This window comes from Roseovarius pelagicus (assembly GCF_025639885.1).
Lineage (GTDB): Bacteria > Pseudomonadota > Alphaproteobacteria > Rhodobacterales > Rhodobacteraceae > Roseovarius > Roseovarius pelagicus.
Genome location: NZ_CP106738.1, coordinates 1451325 through 1472101, shown reverse-complemented (window position 1 = coordinate 1472101; position 20777 = coordinate 1451325). Strand labels below are relative to the sequence as shown.

The 20777-nt window shown below is 60.0% G+C and carries 23 protein-coding genes; 13 read left to right on the top strand and 10 right to left on the bottom strand.

From position 1 onward, the window contains the following. Positions 1 to 31 precede the first annotated feature (31 nt). Positions 32 to 676 carry a ribonuclease T2 family protein gene (locus N7U68_RS08315; protein ID WP_263048810.1) on the bottom strand — a complete coding sequence of 215 codons (645 nt, stop codon included), beginning with the start codon at positions 674 to 676 and terminating at the stop codon, positions 32 to 34. 149 nt (positions 677 to 825) lie between these two features. Between N7U68_RS08315 and N7U68_RS08310 the strand changes: the two genes are divergently transcribed. The 4 genes from N7U68_RS08310 to N7U68_RS08295 all read left to right on the top strand — a co-directional run bounded on the left by N7U68_RS08310 (position 826) and on the right by N7U68_RS08295 (position 3114). Beyond that, the gene (locus N7U68_RS08310) at positions 826 to 1572 is read left to right on the top strand and encodes a DUF1013 domain-containing protein (protein ID WP_165196512.1); all 747 of its coding nucleotides are present in this window, start codon (positions 826 to 828) and stop codon (positions 1570 to 1572) included. 152 nt (positions 1573 to 1724) lie between these two features. Then, complete coding sequence (locus tag N7U68_RS08305; protein ID WP_263048809.1) at positions 1725 to 2600, top strand: PAS domain-containing protein; 876 nt, start codon at positions 1725 to 1727, stop codon at positions 2598 to 2600. Next, positions 2597 to 2722 (top strand): hypothetical protein, encoded by a 126-nt coding sequence (locus tag N7U68_RS08300; protein ID WP_263048808.1) that lies wholly within the window; start codon positions 2597 to 2599, stop codon positions 2720 to 2722. The genes N7U68_RS08305 and N7U68_RS08300 overlap by 4 nt, the downstream gene beginning before the upstream one ends. A 128-nt stretch (positions 2723 to 2850) precedes the next feature. Continuing rightward, positions 2851 to 3114 carry a hypothetical protein gene (locus N7U68_RS08295; RefSeq protein ID WP_165196514.1) on the top strand — a complete coding sequence of 88 codons (264 nt, stop codon included), beginning with the start codon at positions 2851 to 2853 and terminating at the stop codon, positions 3112 to 3114. A 58-nt stretch (positions 3115 to 3172) separates the two neighbouring features. Here N7U68_RS08295 and N7U68_RS08290 read toward each other — a convergent pair whose 3' ends face one another. Next, positions 3173 to 3835: a L,D-transpeptidase gene (locus N7U68_RS08290; protein ID WP_263048807.1), complete on the bottom strand. Its 663-nt coding sequence runs from the start codon at positions 3833 to 3835 to the stop codon at positions 3173 to 3175. A 443-nt stretch (positions 3836 to 4278) separates the two neighbouring features. Here N7U68_RS08290 and N7U68_RS08285 point away from each other — a divergent pair, with 443 nt between their 5' ends. After that, the gene (locus tag N7U68_RS08285; protein WP_373322980.1) at positions 4279 to 5457 is read left to right on the top strand and encodes a type III PLP-dependent enzyme; all 1179 of its coding nucleotides are present in this window, start codon (positions 4279 to 4281) and stop codon (positions 5455 to 5457) included. A 207-nt stretch (positions 5458 to 5664) separates the two neighbouring features. Here N7U68_RS08285 and recR read toward each other — a convergent pair whose 3' ends face one another. From recR to N7U68_RS08260, 5 genes are all read right to left on the bottom strand, one after another. Further along, positions 5665 to 6258: a recombination mediator RecR gene (gene recR / locus N7U68_RS08280; RefSeq protein ID WP_263048806.1), complete on the bottom strand. Its 594-nt coding sequence runs from the start codon at positions 6256 to 6258 to the stop codon at positions 5665 to 5667. 64 nt (positions 6259 to 6322) lie between these two features. Then, positions 6323 to 6667: a YbaB/EbfC family nucleoid-associated protein gene (locus N7U68_RS08275; protein WP_165196522.1), complete on the bottom strand. Its 345-nt coding sequence runs from the start codon at positions 6665 to 6667 to the stop codon at positions 6323 to 6325. A gap of 134 nt (positions 6668 to 6801) precedes the next feature. After that, complete coding sequence (locus N7U68_RS08270) at positions 6802 to 7173, bottom strand: hypothetical protein (RefSeq protein ID WP_165196524.1); 372 nt, start codon at positions 7171 to 7173, stop codon at positions 6802 to 6804. Further along, the gene (locus N7U68_RS08265) at positions 7170 to 8933 is read right to left on the bottom strand and encodes a DNA polymerase III subunit gamma/tau (protein ID WP_165196526.1); all 1764 of its coding nucleotides are present in this window, start codon (positions 8931 to 8933) and stop codon (positions 7170 to 7172) included. Before N7U68_RS08265 ends, N7U68_RS08270 begins: the two co-directional genes overlap by 4 nt. Before the next feature lie 98 nt (positions 8934 to 9031). Then, positions 9032 to 9415 carry a DUF202 domain-containing protein gene (locus tag N7U68_RS08260; protein WP_165196528.1) on the bottom strand — a complete coding sequence of 128 codons (384 nt, stop codon included), beginning with the start codon at positions 9413 to 9415 and terminating at the stop codon, positions 9032 to 9034. Positions 9416 to 9621: 206 nt separating this feature from the next. Between N7U68_RS08260 and N7U68_RS08255 the strand changes: the two genes are divergently transcribed. From N7U68_RS08255 to N7U68_RS08245, 3 genes are all read left to right on the top strand, one after another. Then, positions 9622 to 11139 carry an ankyrin repeat domain-containing protein gene (locus tag N7U68_RS08255; RefSeq protein ID WP_263048805.1) on the top strand — a complete coding sequence of 506 codons (1518 nt, stop codon included), beginning with the start codon at positions 9622 to 9624 and terminating at the stop codon, positions 11137 to 11139. A 129-nt stretch (positions 11140 to 11268) separates the two neighbouring features. After that, positions 11269 to 12126 (top strand): KPN_02809 family neutral zinc metallopeptidase, encoded by an 858-nt coding sequence (gene ypfJ, locus N7U68_RS08250; protein ID WP_263048804.1) that lies wholly within the window; start codon positions 11269 to 11271, stop codon positions 12124 to 12126. 15 nt (positions 12127 to 12141) lie between these two features. Beyond that, a complete protein-coding gene (locus N7U68_RS08245) occupies positions 12142 to 12660 on the top strand; it encodes a phosphatase domain-containing protein (protein ID WP_165196532.1) in 519 nt (172 codons plus the stop codon). A gap of 221 nt (positions 12661 to 12881) precedes the next feature. Here the strand turns inward: N7U68_RS08245 and tcuB are convergent, their stop codons facing one another. Genes tcuB through N7U68_RS08230 form a run of 3 tightly spaced genes read right to left on the bottom strand, consistent with a single transcriptional unit; the run spans position 12882 to position 16033 of the window. Further along, complete coding sequence (tcuB, locus tag N7U68_RS08240; RefSeq protein WP_263048803.1) at positions 12882 to 13958, bottom strand: tricarballylate utilization 4Fe-4S protein TcuB; 1077 nt, start codon at positions 13956 to 13958, stop codon at positions 12882 to 12884. Next, positions 13948 to 15342, bottom strand: a complete 1395-nt coding sequence (gene tcuA / locus N7U68_RS08235) for an FAD-dependent tricarballylate dehydrogenase TcuA (RefSeq protein WP_263048802.1) — start codon at positions 15340 to 15342, stop codon at positions 13948 to 13950. The genes tcuB and tcuA overlap by 11 nt, the downstream gene beginning before the upstream one ends. Next, positions 15332 to 16033, bottom strand: coding sequence for a GntR family transcriptional regulator (locus tag N7U68_RS08230; protein ID WP_263048801.1), 702 nt, complete (start codon positions 16031 to 16033; stop codon positions 15332 to 15334). The genes tcuA and N7U68_RS08230 overlap by 11 nt, the downstream gene beginning before the upstream one ends. 70 nt (positions 16034 to 16103) lie before the next feature. Here N7U68_RS08230 and N7U68_RS08225 point away from each other — a divergent pair, with 70 nt between their 5' ends. From N7U68_RS08225 to N7U68_RS08205, 5 genes are all read left to right on the top strand, one after another. Continuing rightward, complete coding sequence (locus tag N7U68_RS08225; RefSeq protein ID WP_263048800.1) at positions 16104 to 17159, top strand: AbrB family transcriptional regulator; 1056 nt, start codon at positions 16104 to 16106, stop codon at positions 17157 to 17159. 197 nt (positions 17160 to 17356) lie between these two features. After that, positions 17357 to 18610, top strand: coding sequence for a pyridoxal phosphate-dependent aminotransferase (locus N7U68_RS08220; protein ID WP_373322979.1), 1254 nt, complete (start codon positions 17357 to 17359; stop codon positions 18608 to 18610). Between the two features lie 13 nt (positions 18611 to 18623). Then, positions 18624 to 19304 carry an RraA family protein gene (locus tag N7U68_RS08215; protein ID WP_165196542.1) on the top strand — a complete coding sequence of 227 codons (681 nt, stop codon included), beginning with the start codon at positions 18624 to 18626 and terminating at the stop codon, positions 19302 to 19304. 25 nt (positions 19305 to 19329) lie between these two features. Beyond that, the gene (locus tag N7U68_RS08210) at positions 19330 to 20283 is read left to right on the top strand and encodes a tripartite tricarboxylate transporter substrate binding protein (RefSeq protein ID WP_263048799.1); all 954 of its coding nucleotides are present in this window, start codon (positions 19330 to 19332) and stop codon (positions 20281 to 20283) included. A gap of 7 nt (positions 20284 to 20290) precedes the next feature. Beyond that, positions 20291 to 20776, top strand: coding sequence for a tripartite tricarboxylate transporter TctB family protein (locus tag N7U68_RS08205; protein WP_165196546.1), 486 nt, complete (start codon positions 20291 to 20293; stop codon positions 20774 to 20776). Position 20777 lies beyond the last annotated feature (1 nt).

Sequence of the window (20777 nt, the reverse complement as noted above, 5' to 3'; positions counted from 1 at the left end):
GTGTGACAATACTCAAACTGGATACCGCGTTTCAGCGGATCGGGTCAAAGAGCGCGTCCGTCGCCGTGCAATCGCGTATAACGTCGCGCCCACAGGGCACCGGGTCCAGCGATTTGGACAGGCACAGTCGCGCCTCCTGAATGCGCCCGTTGCGGCAGGTGATGGTCAACATGTCGCGTTCCCAGCCCGGATTGGCCTTTAGAAACGCTTCTTCGACCACAGAGGCAGGTAGCTTCACCGGCTGGGTCAGCTTGCGAAATACCGCGGGGCGATTGACCCGGTCATAAGCCTCGCGGGCCAGAGCGTAATAGGCCGGTGCGCTGAGGCCCGAGCAGGTGCCGTGTTTTTTCCACTGATACCAAGCCAGTCCCGAACTGCCCATAATATCGGCCATGTCAGAGGTCATCGTGCGATTTGGCGGACGTTCTGCTGATTGGCAATGTGCTGGCCAGCCACGGTGATATTGCGGCCACAGCCCATGCAGGATCCAGCCTGTATCGGCTGCCGGATCGCATTGCGCCGCGTCGCGTGCATCACCCTCGATGGCGCACCACGTGGGCGACCAGCTGAGCGCCAGAACGTAGTAATCAAATGCGCCGGGCCGATCAGCGTCTGCGGCGGTCGGCGTGGCGTATAGTGCGATTGTGCTGAGGATAAGGGCCAGTAAAGGGCGCATTCTTTGGTCTTTCTTTTTGTCGCAGGGGCCACTATACAGCGCCCAAGTTCCCCCACAACGGAAACCCGTCCCGAGCCTAGGTTCAGGACCTCCTGGAGACAGGAGACGGGAAAAATGTGTGCGGGATAAAATGTGTAGGAGATATGACAATGGCAAAACCGCTAATGGCCAAGGCCACCGCTGTCTGGCTGGTGGACAACACAACGCTCAGCTTCAAGCAGATCGCGGATTTTACCGAGATGCACGAGCTGGAAGTGCAGGGCATCGCCGATGGTGATGTGGCGGCTGGCGTCAAGGGGTTCGATCCCGTTGCCAACAACCAGCTGACGCAGGAAGAAATCGATTCCGCAGAAAAGAATCCGCTGCACAAGCTGAAGCTGAAGTTCAACGCCTCTGCCGTGGGTGAGGAAAAGCGCCGTGGCCCGCGCTATACTCCGCTAAGCAAACGGCAGGACCGTCCGGCGTCGATTCTGTGGCTGGTCAAGTTCCACCCCGAGCTGGCAGACAGCCAGATCAGCAGGTTGGTGGGCACGACCAAGCCGACGATTCAGGCAATCCGCGAGCGCACACACTGGAACATCGCCAACATTCAGCCGATTGATCCGGTCGCGCTGGGTCTGTGCAAGCAGACAGAGCTGGACGCCGCCGTGCAAAAGGCCGCTGCCAAGAAAGCCCGTGAAGGCGAAGCGATGAGCGACGATGAGCGCCGCAAGCTGCTGAGCACTGAACAGAGCCTTGGTATGGACGCAGAATCGCGCATTCCGACGGCAATCGAAGGGTTGGAAACATTCAGCCTGAGCGATCCTGAGCCGGAAGAGAAAGAAAAGGAATTCGACGCCGACAGCCTGTTCAACCTGCCTGACAGTGGCGACGATGATGAGGATGACGATAAGTAAGACCAAGCAGATCGCTTGGTAACGCACGGCAAACAAGGTTACGGTGGTAAAACACGACTGCCTAAGCGCGTGGTCATAGCCGTCTGGCGAGGCTTGGTGTGCTGCCCGTTCTACTAACCTAGTTTGCCGTAGCGTTTTTATCGGAGAGGCATTTGAATAGAGATCTGGCTCGGGCACGTTGGGACATCGAGGGCGACACAGCGATGGCTCAGGCTGTGCGGCAGACGCGAGTCCCATTGTGCATCACCGACCCGGCATTGCCAGACAACCCGATAGTTTTTGCGAACACTGCGTTCTGTGATCTGACCGGCTATGCATTGTCTGAAGTTGTTGGCCGCAATTGCAGGTTTCTACAGGGCCCTGACACCACGCAAGCAAGCATCCAAGCGATCCGTCAGATGATAGATGAGGGGCGTGTCGGCACTATTGAGATCCTGAACTATCGAAAAGATGGGTCGAGTTTCATCAACGCATTGCAGATCGGCCCGATCACTGATGAGGCTGGGAAAACCGTTTATTTCTTTGGTTCGCAGCTGGACGTGACCGCCAAACGCAACATGGAAATTCAGGCACGCAAGTTGGCTGACGACGAAATGTTGCACCGCTTGCGCAACATTATGAATGTTATGAATGTCATCATCAAGATGTCCACCCGCGAGGAATCTGATGCGAACCGATTGGGGGCCATTATCAGCGAACGGCTGATGACGTTGAGCAAAGTTCACTTTCAGACATTTGATCCGACAGGGACGGCGGGGATAGGATTGGGTAACATGGCCCGGACCATTCTGAGCGCGTACGCACCCGGCGGCGAGCAGCAATTCATGCTGAGCGGGCCGGAGGTTGAGCTGGCAGTGGGGCTTGTTTCGCCATTGACGCTGGGATTGCACGAGTTGGCGACAAACTCGGTTAAATACGGGGCGCTCAGCGCACCGAGGGGCAGCGTTGATTTCAGTTGGACGGTCCATGAGGATGACAGGGGGCGACGTGTTGTTTGTAAATGGGTCGAGCAGGGGGGCCGAAAGTGACGCGCCCGAAACGCTGGAATGGATCACGCATCGTATCCGATCTGATTGCATCTACGGGCGGCTCCATAGAGTTCAAATGGCCGGAAACAGGGCTGGTTGTGGAGGCTGATCTGCCGTTGTAGATCGCGAGACTGTCTGCGGCATGCACCACAATAATGATTTTTCAGGCGTATTCGCAGGTGGGTCTTGTATCCCTAGCCCGTGTGCCAGAAAAATGGCTACAGTCGATGATCATTCAGTGGAACCAACGATGAAAATCCATATCAGCCTGATCTTTATCCCGTTGCTAGTACTCGGGGCTTGTGTGGAAGTCGATTCGTCGGTGAGCAAGGAACCCGTTGTGAAGCTGCCCGACAGCATCGTGGAGATGGCTGCACCGAATCAGGACCTTGCGTCTGTGCGGGTGCGCGAGGACGGATGCCTTTGGTATCGGTATGCCGGGCCGGTCGAGACGACAATGCTGCCGCTGCGCACCAAGGATGGTCGACCAATCTGCACCAAGGTGGCATCCTGATCCACGCCGTTTGGCGCGGGCATTCAGCCCGCAGCCGTCATCCGGTAGCGGCTAAAGGTCAGCTGGTCGCGGTGGTATAACTCTCGGCTGCATAGAGATGCGCGGTCGCGCCGGTGTTCACATGATCGTAGAGACCGATGATATGTGCCATCACCATCCGTACACAGCCAGAGCTGGCGCGGCCCCCGATTGAACGTGGGCTGGGCGTTCCGTGAATGCGCAGATAGGTGTCGCGATTGCCCACATAGAGGTAGAACGCGCGTGACCCCAGCGGGTTCGTCGGCCCGCCGGGCACTCCATCTTCGAACTGTGCATACTCTGGGTCGCGTTTGACCATCGCTGCTGTGGGGGTCCATTTCGGCCATTTTGCCTTGCGCCGGATGATGTATGTTCCGGGCTCATAGAGGTTCCCGCGGGCGATGGCGACACCGTAGCGCATTGCCGTTCCGTCGTCTTGGATATGGTACAGGTAGCGGGCCACTGCATCCACATGGATGTCGCCCGGTGTCAGCCCATCATTGGCCTCGACACGCACAGGCAGAAAGCGTGGATGCAGGCCCCATGGGTTCGACGTGGCGGGGTCGTAATTCGGCGGCGTCACCCGTGCGTCCCATGAGGACCAATTGCTTTGTGCTGATGCAGATGTTGCGAGCGAGGCCGCTGGGATTGCGGTGGAAAACAGCGCGGCTGTCGTTTTTACAAAATGCCGTCTGGTCAACATTGGTGGTGCGCTCCCGAGATATGCTTTGGCGTATCGGCGTCGATTTCGCCGATGGTTACATCTAACCACTTTACGACAGGATTTAGGTCAAGGCGTAACGCAAAGTTAAGTGTATTGGGGGGCGTTTTGTAGGCTATTAGATTCACGATCGTGTGGTTTTTAGCGCGTAGGCGTGCAGGAAAGACCTGAATGTGCTGTATGGCGATTCGAGTGATTCGGCGCGTCCGATGAGCGGGGTCGATGTGGGCTGTGGATTTTTCGTTGTCCAAAGTACGATTTCCACTTGCGCGAATCTGCAATCGGTATAAATGCGCAATTCAAGACGCCAACGCACGCGCCTCTGGCCGGTCAGCTCCCACTCTGACTGACCCGCGTTTATGTAGCGACGGTAACGTCTCTGACTGTTGACCCAACCCGGATGAGTCCGGGGGTTTCTTTTGGAGATGACCATGACCGCTATGTTCCCCGGCGCAATTGCGCCCGCCGCCCCCATTGCCTTTGACGAAGTTGCTGATTTCATCGCGGCATCCACCTTTGACAAACCGACGCTGGTGATCAGCCGCGCGCGCGTTGCTGCGCAGTACGATGCGTTGGCCGCCGGGCTGGGCCGCGCCCGCATCCACTATGCCGTCAAGGCGAACCCGGCGCCGGAAATCATCCGCATGCTGGTCAAGCGCGGGTCACGTTTCGACGCCGCCAGCCGGGGCGAGATCGAGCTGTGCCTGAGCCAAGGCGCCAAGGGGCGGGACATATCGTTTGGCAATACGGTCAAGCGTCCGGCGGATATCGCGTTTGCCTATGATGCGGGTGTTACCCTCTTTGCCGCCGACAGCGAGGCCGAGATTGACAAAATCCGCGACCACGCGCCCGAAGCGCGGGTGTACCTGCGGGTGATTGTTGAAAATTCATCGGCCGACTGGCCGCTGAGCCGCAAGTTCGGCTGCGCGCGTTCGGCGCTGCCCGGGCTGCTGGATTATGCCTGCGGGCAGGGCGTCAAGGTTGCCGGCCTGTCGTTCCACGTTGGCAGTCAGACCCGCCGGGCCGAATTCTGGACACCTGTGCTGGATCAGATTGCAGAGCTGTGGCATGCCGCCCGCGCGGCGGGGCACGACCTGACCGTGCTGAACCTTGGCGGCGGGTTTCCCGCCAGCTACGAGAACACGGTCGAGGGCGCGACACCCTATGCCGCCGCTGTCATGCAGGCCGTGGCCGAGCGGTTCGGTGATGTTCCCTATATCATGGCAGAGCCGGGCCGCGGACTGGTGGCCGAGGCAGGGCACATTGCCGCCGAAGTCATGCTGGTATCGCGTAAATCACCTGATGATCTGCACCGCTGGGTGTATCTAGATATCGGCATGTTCTCGGGTCTGGCTGAAACCATGGGCGAGGCGATCCGTTATGTCATCACCACGCCTCGCGATGGCGGTGAGGTTGGACCCTGCGTATTGGCCGGGCCAAGCTGCGACAGCGCCGACATCCTATATGAGCAACGCCCGGTGATGCTGCCGCTGGCGTTGCAATGCGGGGACAAGGTGACGATCCGTACCTGTGGTGCCTATACTAGCAGTTATTCGTCGGTTGGTTTTAACGGGTTCCCGCCGCTGGATGTGATCGTCCTCTGACGGATCAGGAATCTGGTTGCCCGCGTGGGGAGGCGCGCGTGACCAGCACGAGGAGTGACGGCCTGCCTTGTCCCGTAGGGTCATGGTCCGGCAGGTCGTCACGGCCTTTGGGGGATATGCGTTAGGCCGGACCCGAGTAGCCCGCCATTGTGCGTGGTTTTCCAGTATATTCGGACCGCGCGGGTTTCGCCGGGCCGTTTCCGCGTGTCAAAGCTCTTTACGAGCGTTCAGGGCGGCAGTGATCGTGCCTTCGTCCAGATAATCCAGTTCGCCGCCGATGGGCACACCCTGAGCGAGCGAGGTGAGGCGCACGGTATTCTCGATCTGATCGGCGATGTAATGCGCGGTGGTCTGGCCATCGACGGTTGTGCCGAGGGCGAGGATCACTTCGGTGATCTGCTCCTCGGCGATCCGGGCGATGAGATGCGGGATACGAAGCTGTTCGGGGCCAACCTGATCCAGCGCGCTGAGGTTGCCGCCAAGCACGTGATAACGGCCTTTGAAAACGCCCGCGCGTTCCATCGCCCAGAGATCCGCCACATCCTCTACGACGCACAGCATGCCGTTCGCACGTTTGGGCGCGAGACAGATATCGCAGACCTCGGCGCTGCCGACATTACCGCAACGGGTGCATTCGCGGGCGGTGGCCGCGACATTCTGCATCAGGTCGGCCAGCGGCATCAGCTTCAATTCTCGCTTACGGATCAGATGCAGCACCGCACGCCGTGCCGAGCGCGGCCCAAGGCCGGGCAGCTTTGCCATCATCTCGATCAGGGAATCGATGTCGCGGGTTGAACTCAAGGGCAATGTCCGGTCTGGGGCGTCAGAAACGCCTTCGGCGAGAGTATTTTCACAAAGAAGAAGATCAGAAGGGCAGCTTCATGTCTTTCGGTAGCCCCATGCCTTCGGTCAGTTTGCCCATCTCTTCCTGGGCGCGGTCAGATGCTTTGCCCTGGGCGTCCTTGATCGCGGCCAGAATCAGGTCTTCCACCACTTCCTTGTCGTCGCTGGAAAAGATGCTGGGGTCGATGTCGAGACTTTTCAACTCGCCCTTGCAGGTGGCGACGGCCTTGACCAGACCTGCGCCGCTTTCGCCGGTGACAGTGAGAATGTGCATTTCTTCTTGCAGTGCGGCCATCTTGCCCTGCATTTCCTGCGCGGCCTTCATCATCTTGGCCATGTCGCCCATTTGGCCCAGTCCCTTGAACATGTGTCTACTCCGGTTGGGTGGTGTGTGTGTTGCTGTTCTAGATACGTGGGGCAGGGGACACGTACAAGGGGCGGACCCTGTGGCGCCGGACCGTTGCGCCGGAATATTTTAGGAACATTGAAAGCGGATTTGTGTCAGTTGTCGGATGTCGGGCGGCCGGTATATAGGATCATCGCGACGCAAAGTGATGCGATGGCCACGATAAAGACGATCGGTGTGCCGATGCAGCCCTCTGTCATGGCGCTGGCGCGCATATCCGTGTCGAACATCGTGACGGCCATTGTCAGGAACGACCAGAGTACGCAGACCGCCAAAGCCCCCCATTGATGGCGCAACATCACCGCGACTGCCGACGCGGCCAGCAAAAAGAGCGCGGCAGGGGTGGAGAAGAGCGCCAGTGCCTCTGCCCACGCAGAGACGGGCACGCCGGTCCAGTCGGGGCGTTCGTTGGCGCAAACCTCTGCCAGTGCGGCACCGGGCAGGGAGCCGAGTGCGGCGGCGATCAATCCTCTTCGAATGGATCCCACTCCTCGTCCACTTCGGGCAGGGCTTCGGCGCTGGCCTGTTGCACCAGATCCTCTGGCGTGCGGATGCTAAGGATTTGCGCGCTGGGAAAGACAGACATCACCGCCTGCACCAAGGGGTGTTCCTGGGCTTGGGTCTTGAGCGCGAGATCAGCTGAATCGCGGGTTTCTGCGATTGTGTCGGCACCGCCCTCGTTCACGATACTGACGGCCCAGCGGTTGCCGGTCCATCGTTGCAGCGCGCTGCCAAGCCGATGGGCGAGGTCGGCGGGAGCATTCTCGGCTGGTACGAATTCAATCCGGCCCGGTTGGTAGGCGGCCAGACGCAGGCAGGTTTCAACCTCGACCAGCAGTTTCACGTCGCGGTTGGCGCGGATCAGGTCAACGACATGCGTGAAGGTCGGATAATGCGCCAATGCCTGATCTGCGGCCAGCGCCAGTGTCTGACCAGCGCCGGGCTGACCACCTGCGGGATGGTTCTGCGTTGCTGACAGAGATGACGTTGCGTGGGCCGAGGTGGAGGATGTGCCATTGCCGCCTTGTCTTGGCGCGGGACCGGCGGATGAGGGCGGTGGCGGAGTGTCCTGCAATTTGCGCAGCAGTTCGTCCGGGCTGGGCAGGTCGGCGACATGGGTCAGGCGGATGACGGCCATCTCGGCAGCCATCATCGCGTTGGGCGCATCCGACACTTCCTCCAGCGCCTTTAGCAGCATTTGCCACATGCGGCTCATAATCCGCATTGGCAGCGTTTCCGCCATTTGTGTGCCGCGCATACGCTCATCAGGGCTGATGGTGGGGTCTTCGGCGGCTTCGGGCGTGATTTTGACGACGCTGATCCAGTGGGTGATCTCGGCCAGATCGCGCAGCACTGCGACCGGGTCAGCGCCTTCGGCATACTGCGCGCCCAGTTCGGTCAGCGCGCCGGCGGCATCGCCCTTCATGATCAGATCAAAGAGATCGAGCACGCGACCCCGATCCGCCAGTCCCAGCATGGCGCGAACCTGATCGGCGGTGGTCTCTCCTGCGCCGTGGCTGATCGCTTGATCCAGCAGTGAGGTTGCATCACGGGCCGACCCTTCGGCGGCGCGAGTGATCAGGGCGAGGGCGTCATCGGTGATGTCGGCGCCTTCAGATGCCGCAATCTTGCGCATCAATGCGATCATCACCTCGGGTTCGATCCGGCGCAGGTCGAAGCGCTGGCACCGACTGAGAACGGTCACGGGCACTTTGCGAATCTCGGTCGTGGCAAAGATGAATTTGACGTGTTCCGGTGGCTCTTCAAGGGTTTTCAGCAGCGCGTTGAAGGCTGACGTGCTGAGCATATGCACTTCGTCGATGATGTATATTTTGTAGCGCGCAGAAGCGGCGCGATACGCGACCGAGTCGATGATTTCGCGGATGTCACCGACGCCGGTACGCGACGCGGCGTCCATTTCCAGCACGTCGACGTGGCGGCCTTCCATGATCGCGGTGCAATGTTCGCACACGCCGCAGGGTTCGGTCGTGGGGCCGCCGTTGCCGTCCGGGCCAATACAGTTGATCCCTTTGGCGATGATCCGCGCGGTGGTGGTTTTGCCGGTGCCACGGATGCCGGTCATGATAAATGCCTGCGCGATGCGATCGGCCTCGAACGCGTTTTTCAGCGTGCGCACCATTGCGTCCTGCCCGACCAGATCGGCGAAGGTTTCTGGCCGGTACTTGCGGGCCAGAACGCGGTAGCCGGTTGTTGGGGTGTCGGTCATGTGTACCTGCGCGTGGGAGGAATCAAATCAGAAGCCAAAGAGTAATCGGCGCGCGCCCCGAGGTCCACCAAATGCGCGGTGCTGTCCATCGGCTCTGGCTAAAGCCCCCAAAGCACTGCACCCACCGCGATCGTTGCCGTTGTGGTAATGATGACCAGATAGGTGAAATGGGCGCTGGGCAATGGTTCGGCGTCACATCCATTAAGCCGCTTCTGGGTCTTTTGCGATTGTCGACGCGCGATCCAGTAGATGATGATGGCGATTGCCAGAAAAAGTGATGCCACGAGCTTGGCCGCCCATGTCGGTTCAAAATCACCAAAGACTGCCTTGAGTGCGATGGCCACGCCGACAGACCCCAATCCGAGCCCCATCCAGGAATTGAACGTACGCTCGTTGGCCATGATGGTACGATCCTCGGCCCAGTCTGTGCGCGTTTCGGCCCAATCTGTGCGGTTCTCACCGTTGTCTTTTTTGTCACTCATGACGAAAATATAGAACATTGAGCCAGCTTGGCGAGGGGCAATGGTCTTGTGATCGTGCGCGCGGTCATGTAGGCGGAGCGCGCCTGACGAGAGGGCATCCGGGTCCGCGGAAAGTGCATGGCACATCTCGATATCACTTCAGAAACCGATCTTTTCGGATTTCTCTGCCCAGCATAGCGGACCGCCGGGCGCATGAGGAGAAACCGATGAGCAATATCCCCGATACACCTGCATCCACGCTGGATGCGTTGCGACGCCGGGCCAAAGTGCTGCGCCGCGCCTATGAGGCAGGTGCGCCAGCGGCGATTGCCCGGCTACGTGCCGCTGTACCGCGCGGCACAGGTGATTTGAAACATGCTGATTTTCTGCATGTGATTGCACGCGAGCAGGGCTTTCCCAGTTGGCCCAAGCTGAAATGGGCAGATGAGACGATCGGGTTGAGCCGTGCGCAGCGTCAGGCACGACTGCGCGCAGCGTTGATGCAGGGTCAGCACTGGATCGTTCAGCAATTGCTGGAAGCGACGCCCGATCTGGCGGATGGCGATCTGGGGGCGCAAATCGCCCTCTATGATCGCGCGGCGGTTGCGGCGGCGCTGGTTGATGATCCAACGCTGGCCGTCTGGCCCAGTGGTCCCCGCACGCCGATCCTGCACCTGACATTTTCGCGCCATATCGTCGCCGCCCCTGACAAGGCGGTGGATATGTTCGCCATTGCCGAGATGCTGGTCGCGCATGGTGCGGATGTGAATGACGCGGTTCCGGTGCAAGAAGGCGTCGATCATCCGCTGTCCGCACTCTACGGCGCATTGAGCCATGCGCGAAACATGCCGCTGGCGCGTTGGTTGCTGGAGCAGGGCGCGGACCCCAATGACGGCGAATCCCTCTACCATGCGACGGAACTGGGACACTGCGAGGGGCTGGAGATGTTGCTGGCGCACGGGGCGGACCCGCGCGGCACGAATGCGTTGTTGCGGGCGATGGATTTCGACGATCCAGAGGCTGTGCGCATGATTCTGGCGGCGGGGGCTGATGATCAGATCGACCGGGCGTTGCACCATGCGGCGATACGACGTTGTGGCAAGGGCGTGATCGCAGCTTTGCTGGAGGCTGGGGCCGATCCCGCGCATGTACAGGATGGTGCCAGTGCCTATGGCGCAGCCTGTGTCTATGGCAATGCCGCGTTGAAGGCCGCGATCGAGGCAGCCGGACCTATGCCACCTCTGAGCCGTGACGAGCAACTGATGGCCGCCGCCGCCGAGGGGCAGGATAGTCCGGGCGAATTTATTGATCCCGCCGGTCTGCCGATGCTTTACCGTGATATCATCCGCGAGATTATCGCCTTTCCCGACGTGCTGGGCCATATCCGGCGCCTTGTGGCGCTGGGGGTGGAGTATGACAAGCCAGCAGCGCTGGGCGTCACGCCGGTGCAGATCGCGGGATGGGAAGGTCTGCCTGAAGTGATGGGCTATCTTCTGTCGCTCAAACCCGATCTGAGCCATGTGAACGATTATGGCGGCAAGTTGCTGGGCGCGATTCTGCATGGATCGGAAAAGCCGGCCAAGCCTGCGGATCGCGATCATGTCGCCTGCGCACGGATGGCATTGGAAGAGGGCGTCGCCCTGCCACGTTGGGCGTTGCGGGAAGTCGGGGACGAAGCGATGGCCGATTTTCTGGCTGGCTGGGCCGAGGCGCATCCCGGACAAGTGGTGGAGGGCGACGGCTGAACCCTTGGTATGGTTGCCTGACGGCAGGTCGGGCGCCATCACGCACAACTGGGAACCGATCGCTGCTGCAATTGCTTTTGTCTTTGATGTGGCGGTCGGTATAGTCGTCTCGATTGTACAGCGAAGGGAATGAATGATGCGGTTAAGGGGGTGCGCGGCAGCCGGAATGTAGAGGACAGACGCCGCTCTGGTGCGCGCGGAGGTGGACGTGCCGCAGGCGGGATCGGTGGTGTCGGATTGCTGGTGGTACTGGCAATCGGCTACTTCGCCGGGATTGACGTCACTCCGCTGTTGCAGGGCACCGCACCGACTAACGAGAGCAGCGCGCCGCGTGAGTTGACTGCTGAAGAAGAACAGGCCGCGCAATTTGCCTCGCGCGTGTTGGCGACAACGGAAACGGTCTGGGAGAATGTCTTTGCCGAACAGCTGGGGCTGGAATACGACCCGCCGGTGCTGGTTCTGTTTTCTGGTGCGACGCGCAGCCCGTGTGGTGGTGCCTCTGGCGCGACGGGACCATTCTACTGTCCGGCGGACAGCAAAGCCTATTTGGACACAGACTTTTTCGTGACCCTGTCACGCCGTCTGGGTGCGCGCGGGGACTTTGCTGCTGCCTACGTGATCGCTCATGAGGTTGCGCATCACGTCCAGAACGAGCTGGGCATTCTGCCCGAGGTGAACGCACGCAGGCAGGCCGCGAGCCAAACGCAGGCCAATGCGCTGACAGTGCGGTTGGAGTTGCAGGCCGATTGCCTGTCAGGTGTCTGGGCGAGCCATGTCGAGGGCCTGCTGGAACCGGGTGATATTGAGGAGGCGCTGAACGCGGCGCGCAAGATCGGCGATGACCATCTGCAAAAGAGCGCGGGACGCGTGCCACAGCCGCATACCTTTACCCACGGCACGTCACAGCAGCGGGCGCATTGGTTCGCCACCGGCTACGAGAGCGGGCAGGTGCAGCAATGCGATACGTTCGGCGCGGCGCGGTTGTGATGCGCGGCTGAGCGGATGACCGGGTTTGTTATCTACGCGTTGCCGGTCGCGGGGGGGATATTGGCCCTCGCCCCTCTGCCGGGGCGCTCGGATGACTATGCAGCTGACTTGGCGCATCTGCGCGATTGGCGGCCAGCCTTGGTCATCTCCATGACCACTATGGCCGAGATGCAGGCCGAGGGGGCGGGCGATTTCGGTCAGGATGTACAAGATATGGGGTCGCGTTGGGTGCATCTGCCGGTCGAGGATTTCGGCACGCCGAACCGGGACCAGCAAGAGGCGTGGCAAGCGGCGAGCCGCGCAGCACTGGCTGCGCTTTCTGGTGGTGGTCGTGTCCTGATCCATTGCCGGGGTGGCTGTGGGCGGTCGGGTATGGTCGCGCTGCGATTGATGATTGAGGCAGGCGAGACGCCGGATGCCGCGCTGGCACGGTTGCGCGCAGTCAGGTCCTGTGCTGTCGAGACTGCCGCGCAGGAAGCCTGGGCGCAAGGCGGCGAGGCCATGGTGCCGTGGACTAGTAGCCGCAAGACGTGAGGACGATATGTGATGCTGTTCTCAATCACTACTGCGCACCACGCGCAACCGTGGCGATCCCTTGTTGCCGCAAGCAGCGGTGGTTGGACGTTCTCATAGGAAAAGGTGCGAGAACGCCCCCCGAGATCATGCGGTGTCCGGCGAAGACACCGCTTGCATCACTGGTATCCGCCGACAAGCGAATGGAACTCGCTCGCAAGAGCGAAGGCCGACGATATGCCTCAGAGTTTGACGTCTTTGTTCTGAGCATCCCGGACCAAGGCTGCCATACGGTAGAACCCGTGGACCATCTTGGAGTAGGGCATACTGAGAAAGAGCGCCAAAACCGCACCAAGATGGATGGCCAGCAGAGCCGGTACTGCGCCTGTCCCGGTCGCCGCAAAGAGCAGAAGGCCGGTGAGCCCGGTCAATCCCAGCAGCAGGACAAAGGCCATCTCCGCACCCCACGCAGAGGGCGCGCCCAGTTTGGGGTCTGCCTGCAATTTGAGCCAGATGAGTGCCGCGCTCCCGATCGTCAGTAGCAGGCCGCCCGGGACACCGAGGAGTTTAGGCAAGGAAAGCAGCGCATACGGCGCCTCGATGGCAAAGCCGTAATGCAACACCGTGCCAGTGCATGTGGACGCAAAACACAACAAGAAGCCCCACATCACCGCCTGATGCGCATGGCGGCGCGCGTTAGAGAAACGGTCTTCTGCCTCGAAATTGCAGCCTTGGCCCTGACCGCCAGACAGATTGCGCATGGTAACGGCGCTATGCATGGCATCCCTTAGATGGGCAATGCGCACACGCCCGCCCCCGACTTCGCGCCAGTAACGGCTCAGCCCGATGGCGATCGCCGCCAGTGGCAGCATGAAGGCAGGCAGAAAGATCGCCACAAGCGTGACGTGGGAGAGCACCGCATAGAACCCCTCGCCGCTGGCAGGAACAAGCGTTGCCATAGCCCAGAACAGGCAGGCAATGCCGATGACAAGCGCAAGCGCCATCGCCACGCCAGACCGTTGGAATAGCAGCGCCGGGGCGGCTGGCCATGCAAAGCGTTCCCACGATTCCTGTCTGACCTCGGCCAGCGCCGCAGGAAGGTTGAGGGCAAATTCATGCGGTTCGGTATATTGGCAGGCGTAGTAACAGCCTCGACAGTTATGGCAAAGATTGGCGAGTTGCGTCAGATCCCCGGAGGCAAAGCTGCGCTCTTTGAACATTGCTGGAAAGACCGAACAATACCCCTCGCAATAGCGGCAGGCGTTGCAGATTTCGACTTGGCGCGCGGCTTCTGCCAGTTTTGGTGTATCAAGCGACATGTGATGCGGCCTCCTGCCCTGCGATGCGGCCAAATACCGTGCCGATGGTCATGCCAAACCCCGCCAGATAGCCTTGGCCCAGAATGGATCCGGCCATCATTTCTCCGGCTGCCCAGAGATTGTTGTAGGGACCGTCGGCACCGTGAACACGCGCCGTTTCGTCCACCTTCAGGCCCAGATATGTGAAGGTCACACCGGGGCGCAGGCTATAGCCATAAAACGGTGGCGTGGTGATCGGGCGCGCCCAGTTGGTCTTGGCCGGGGTTAGATCGGTTGTTGCCAGCCCGTCGAGTTCGGTCGCGTGGAAGAGGCCATCGGGATCGCTGGGGCAGGCGGCATTGAACGCATCGATGGTCTTTCGCAGCTTGGTTTCAGGCAGGCCCAGTTGCCGGGCGAGGTCCTCAATCGTGTCTGCCTTGATCGGTGGAAAGACTGACGGCATGAAGAGTTCAAGTGATTTTGAGTCGATGATCGAATAGCCGACCTGATCGGGCTGCGCGGCAACGAGACGACCCCAGATGGCATAGCGCTTGGGCCAGACATCTTCGCCTTCGTCATAGAACCGCTCGCCTTTCTTGTTCACCACGACCGAGAAGGGTACGCAGTCCAGCCGGGTGACGATGCCGCCGTCATATTTCGGCGCACGTCCGTCGATGGCGACGGCATGGCATTGGGTCGGATCACCGACGCTCTGCGCGCCCTGATCCAACATGTCTTTTAGTACGACGCCGCGATTGTAAGGCGTGCCGCGGATCAGGAAATTGCGTGCGGACGGCCCCCACGCACGGGCGAGCCAATCAATGTCCCCTTGAAAACCGCCCGATGCCAGCACGACAGCACTGCCCGGCAAGGTGGTGGTGACATCGTCATGGCGCAGTTCGACGCCGGTCACGGTGCGGCCTTCTATATGGATGTGCGTGACTTCGGTATTGTACAGGACGGTTACGCCGAGCGCCTCGGCAGTCCGGTAATAGGCATTCACAAGCGCCTTGCCTCCGCCCAAAAAGAAGGCATTCGTTCGACTGAGGGACAAAGTGCCCGAAAGCGAGGGCTGAAAGCGCACCCCGTGCGCTTCCATCCACGGCAGGCATGCTTCGGACGCGCGGATGCACATCCGGGCAAGGCTTTCGTCAGTCTTGCCTTTGACCACGCGCATGAGGTCGTCGAAATATTCGTCCTCACCGTAACTGTCTGTCAAAACAGAAAGCGGCCCCTCGTGCATGCAGCGAAAATTTCGCGTGTGACGTGAATTGCCGCCTCGATAGGCCTTGGGTGCGCCTTCCAACAGGACGACCTTGCACCCTTTCTCGGCGGCCTCGATTGCAGCGCAGAGGGCGGCGTTGCCGCCGCCGACAACGATCAGATCATAGTGATCAGATATCATGGAAGTCGGTGTCCCGCGGTCTTGCATTGCGTATCTGGCGCAGGCGGGCGGCATGGGCGCGCTGGATGTGCAGACGCATCGCGCGCTCTGCGGCCTCTTCATCACGCGCTTGCAGCGCCGCGACGATGGCCGAATGTTCCGCCACCGCGGCCTCGGCGCGGTCAGGTTGATCCATGGTCGAGCGCCCAAGGATCAACAAGGTCTTTTGAACCGCCAGCACAGCGCGCAGAAGGTATCTGTTGCGCGCGGCATCAAGGATGGCCGCGTGGAAGTTCTGGTTTTGCACAAAGCGATCCTCTGACGACCAGGCGGTGCTCATCGCGGCCTGAATCGCCTCTATCTCGCCAAGCTCAACAGTCGACGCCGCGCGCGCGGCAAAGCGGGCGGCGGTGCTCTCGAGTACGGCACGCATATCGTACAGTTCAGAGATTTCGGCGTGATCCAGCGTGTGAATCGTCGCACCGAGGCGAGGCGTGTGAACGACCAGACCATCCGCTTCCAGTTGGCGGATGGCCTCGCGTATCGGAGTGCGCGACATCCCGAAACGTTTGGCAAGGTCCACTTCGGTCAGCCGGTCGCCGGGCAGCAACTGGCCCGAACGGATATCCCGAACGATCTGATAATAGGCGTCCTGTCCGGGAGGGGTGTCCGCCCGCACTGTTTCATCACCACTGTCTTTTGTCTTGGCCACGGTCATGTCCTCTTGCGTCACTTGTGGATACATTTGTATACACTTGGATGCAAGAGTGGAGTTGTCGCCGATGTTAAAGATACCCGATCAATCTACTACCCGCGCGCGGCTGCTAACTCTTGGAGTGGCTGGATCGGGGACGGCGGTAGCGTGGGTCTTGGGTCTGCCGCTTCCATTTCTGTTCGGGCCTCTCGGGGCTTGTTTGATCGCTGCGATGATAGGTGTGCCTCTCAAGCGCTTTGGGTGGGTGTCTACTGCGGCGCGCACGATCTTGGGTGTTGCGGTGGGGGCGTCCCTCACGCCTGCGCTGGTCGGAACCATACCGCAGATGGCCGCGTCTGTGGCTCTCATCCCGATCTACATCGCCGTCATTGCAATGATTGGCGTCCCGTTCTTTCACCGGGTCTGTGGATTCGACAGGACGACGGCATGGTACGCAGCAATGCCGGGCGGGTTACAGGACATGGTGATCTTTGGCACCGAGGCCGGAGGCGACCCTCGGGCGCTGTCGCTCATCCATGCGACACGCTTGCTGATCGTGGTGTCATTGGCCCCGCTGATCCTGACATTCGGGATGGGCGCGGATCTGTCCGGTCCAATCGGGCCACCCGCCAGTAACCTGCCATTGTGGGAGATCCTCCTGATGGTGATCGCCGCGCTGGTTGGCTGGAAGGGAGGGGAGCGGATCGGCCTGTTCGGGGCGTCGATCCTGGGGCCGATGATCGTAACCGGCATCCTGTCTCTGAGCGGGCTTATCCATAGTCGTCCACCGTCCGAGGGCATCCTCTTTGCGCAATTTATGATCGGGATCTCGATCGGTGTCGGTTACGTGGGGATCACACTTGCCGAGTTCCGCAAGGACGTCCTGTCGGGGGTCGCTTTCGTGCTGGTTCTGGCGGCGTTGGCTGCGATCCTCACAGAGGTGGTGGTCATTTTCGGACTGGCCCCGCCGATTGAGGGATTCCTCGCTTTCGCCCCCGGCGGACAAGCGGAAATGACCGTTCTGGCAATCGTTGCAGACGTGGATCTTGGTTTTGTGGTCGTTCACCATCTGGCGCGCATCTTTCTGGTCATCACCTGCGCACCGATCGCGGCTAGGATGCTGATTAAAAGTAATAAAAGATAGAGGTTGCGCTTATTCGCTCTCCTTGCCGCGCTTCGCGGAAGCGCCAATCTGGCGTGTGCGAGGCGGGGTGGCGGGGCGGATAAAGTGTTGACACGCTGAAAATCATAATCCTATGATGTAAAAATCATAACGATATAATGATAACTTCAATTCAGCATGAATTAGAGCTTTCCAATGAATTCAAGACGGGTTGAAACATGTCGACGGCAATAAATATCGAACCTCGTTCGGGCGCTGTGTCCGAAACGCAAGAGCTGCTTTCCACAGCGGCCATGCGGCTGAAACCTTCGGCGACGAACTCGACCTCACAGAAGGCGCGCGACCTCAAGGCGATGGGCCGCGACATCGTGGCGCTCAGTGCCGGCGAGCCGGATTTCGATACGCCTGAAAACGTTGTTGCCGCAGCAATCGAAGCGATGAAATCTGGCCAGACCAAATATGCACCGGTGGCGGGGATTCCTGAACTGAAGCGCGCGATCCGGGATAAGTTCAGCGCCGAAAACGGGCTGGAATACGCTGATGACGAAGTCATGGTGTCGACGGGCGGCAAGCAAGTCATCGCAAATGCGATGATGGCTACCATCGACGCAGGCGACGAGGTCATTATCCCAGCACCGTATTGGGTATCGTATCCCGAACTGGTCTCTTTTTGCGGCGGGACGCCGGTCATCGTGCAGGCACAGGCCGAAACCGGGTTCTTGCTGACTGCGGAGGATCTGGAGGCGGCGATCACCCCCAGGACGAAGTGGGTAATCCTGAATTCGCCCTGCAACCCCTCTGGCGCGGTATACTCGCGCGAGGTGCTGCTCCAGATCGCCGATACACTGGAGCGCCACCCAAAAATTCATGTTCTCAGCGACGATATTTATGAGCATCTCATCTATTCCGACACAGCCTTTTCGACGCTTGCCGAGGTCGCGCCACAACTGAAGGACCGCATCCTGACGATGAACGGGGTGTCCAAAGCCTACGCTATGACGGGCTGGCGCATCGGATATTGCGGAGGGCCTGCGCATCTCATCAAGGCGATGTCCAAGATTCAGGGGCAGATGACGTCTGGTGCGAATTCGATTGCGCAATGGGCGGCTGTCGCCGCGCTGACCGGACCTCAGGATTTTCTGGCGAAGCGCCGCGAGTCTTTCCGGGCGCGCCGTGATCTGGTCGTGGAGATGTTGCGCGATGCTAGCGGGTTGGAGTGCCTCGTTCCTGATGGTGCATTCTACGTTTATCCGGCCTGTACCGGCACCTTTGGCAAAACAACGCCCGGCGGACGCAAGATCGACAGTGATCAGGATTTTTCCGAGGCGCTGCTCGAAGAAGAAGGCGTTGCTGTTGTATACGGCGCGGCGTTTGGGCTGCCCGGACATTTCCGTGTGTCCTATGCGGCATCGGAATCGCAGCTGCGAGACGCCTGCGCCCGTATTCAGACATTCTGCAACGGTCTGGCATAGAGGACGCAACGAGATGATTGGTTTTCATGTTCATGCCCATCCCGGTCGCGTCACCCCGGCGCTGGTCGAGGCGTTCAGAGCGTTGCCGGTGGCGAATGTCTCTGACGTGATGAGCCGCCTGCCGGGCGGCGGACCACTGCTTCAGCAACGCCACGGTGGCGGAGTGCTGTCTGGGCCGGCGGTAACTGTCAAGACACGGCCCGGTGACAATCTGATGATCCACAAGGCGCTTGATATCGCAGAGCCGGGCGATGTCATCGTGGTTGATGCCGATGGCGACACCACGAACGCGGTGGTCGGCGAACTGATGGTCGCCCATGCTCGATACCGACGTATCGCAGGCATGGTAATCTATGGCGCGATCCGGGATGCGGCCGCCATCCGCGCAGGCGACTTCCCGATTTTTTCGACCGGAATCAGCCATCGCGGACCTTACAAGGACGGGCCGGGCACCGTGAACGCACAGATTGCGCTGAGTGGTATGATTATCGCGCCCGGTGATCTGATCCTTGGGGATGAAGATGGTATCGTCGCTGTCCCCAAAAGCGATGCGCAGGCCATCCACGATGCGGCCATAAAAAAAGCCGCCGCCGAAGATAAGCAGATGCAGCAGACCCTGATCGGCGCGATGGACCGATCGTGGGTGGATAAGACGCTCCGCGACAAGGGGTGCATCATCGAAGTCGACTCTTGAACCACAACAACAGGAAGTTAAGGAAATGAAAAAGACATATGTACTTGCTGCCGCGCTTGCGCTGGCACCGAGCGTCGCACTGGCTGAGTGGCCGTCGGACAAGCCAATCACGCTGGTTGTCGGCTACTCTGCCGGAGGCGGCACAGACATTCTGGCGCGGACGATGGCACCGTTTCTGGAGAAATACATCGAAGGGGCCAGCTTTGTTGTGATCAACAAGCCGGGACCGGGTGGTGAATATGGATTTACCGAAACTGCCAACGCGGACCCGGACGGGTATACGATCGGCTTTATGAACGCGCCCGCCTTCATCACGCTGCCCTACGAGCGCGAGACGCGGTATAATTTCGACATGTTCGCGCCGATCGCCAACCTCGTCACCGCGCCCGCAACGCTGAGCGTGCCGGATGGCAGTTCGATCGAGTCGTTGGATGAATTCGTTGCCGAGGCCAAGGCCGCGCCCAATGCGCTGACCATCGGTCATCAGGGTTATGGCGGGTCAATGCACCTTAGCCTCGAGGGTTTCCTGGACATGACCGAAACCGAAGTGACCCAAGTGCCATTCCCGGGCATTCCACCGGCGGCGACGGCGCTACTGGGTGGCCATATCGCGGGTCTGGTCGTCGGTGCTGGCGAGGCGTCGAACATCGGCTCGGATGATAACCCGATCAGCATTCTCGGTGTCATGTCACGCGAACGCATGGAGCTTTTCCCTGATATCCCGACCTTTGCCGAGCAGGGTTATGAAATCTATAGCGGATCGGATCGCGGTTTTGCCGCCCCCAAAGGCACATCCGAGGACATCATTGCGACCATCGGATCCGCCATCGAAAAGACGCTGGAAGATCCCGAGTTCCTGAAGGCAGCGGAAGAGCAGAAGTTGCCCCTGAACTACATGAACCAAGCTGACTACACGGCATACCTCAAGGATCTGAACACGCGGATCGGCAACCTTTGGGAAACCAACCCGTGGCGGTAACCCTGGTATGACCGAAGAACAAACCAACACCCCCCCGGAGGTAGAATCCGGGGGGCGCGAAGGCCTGAGGGATCAGGTTTCGGCTTGTCTATTGATGGCCGTGGTCGCGGTGTTCTGGTGGGATGCCAACGCGATCAATGCTGTTGAGGCGCAGATGTACCCGCGTCTCGTTCTGGGGGTTCTCGGTGCTTTGTCCGTGCTTCTGTTCATTCGTGGCATACGGCTGGGTAGCCAGATGGCGACCGCGCCTGTCATCACCTCCTGGGTCGCATTTCTGGCCTTTCTCATCCCGACCATTATTTATGCCGTGGCCGTCGGTACGATCGGGTTCTTTACCTCCAGTATCTTCTATATTCCGCTCGTCGCTTTCCTGATCGGTTTGCGACAGCATTGGCTCAACGCATTGGTAACGCTTATATTTCTTCTTGCCACATGGCTTGTCTTTGTCGCGCTCTTTGCGCGTCCCCTCCCACAAGAAATTTTCTGGGGTTAGC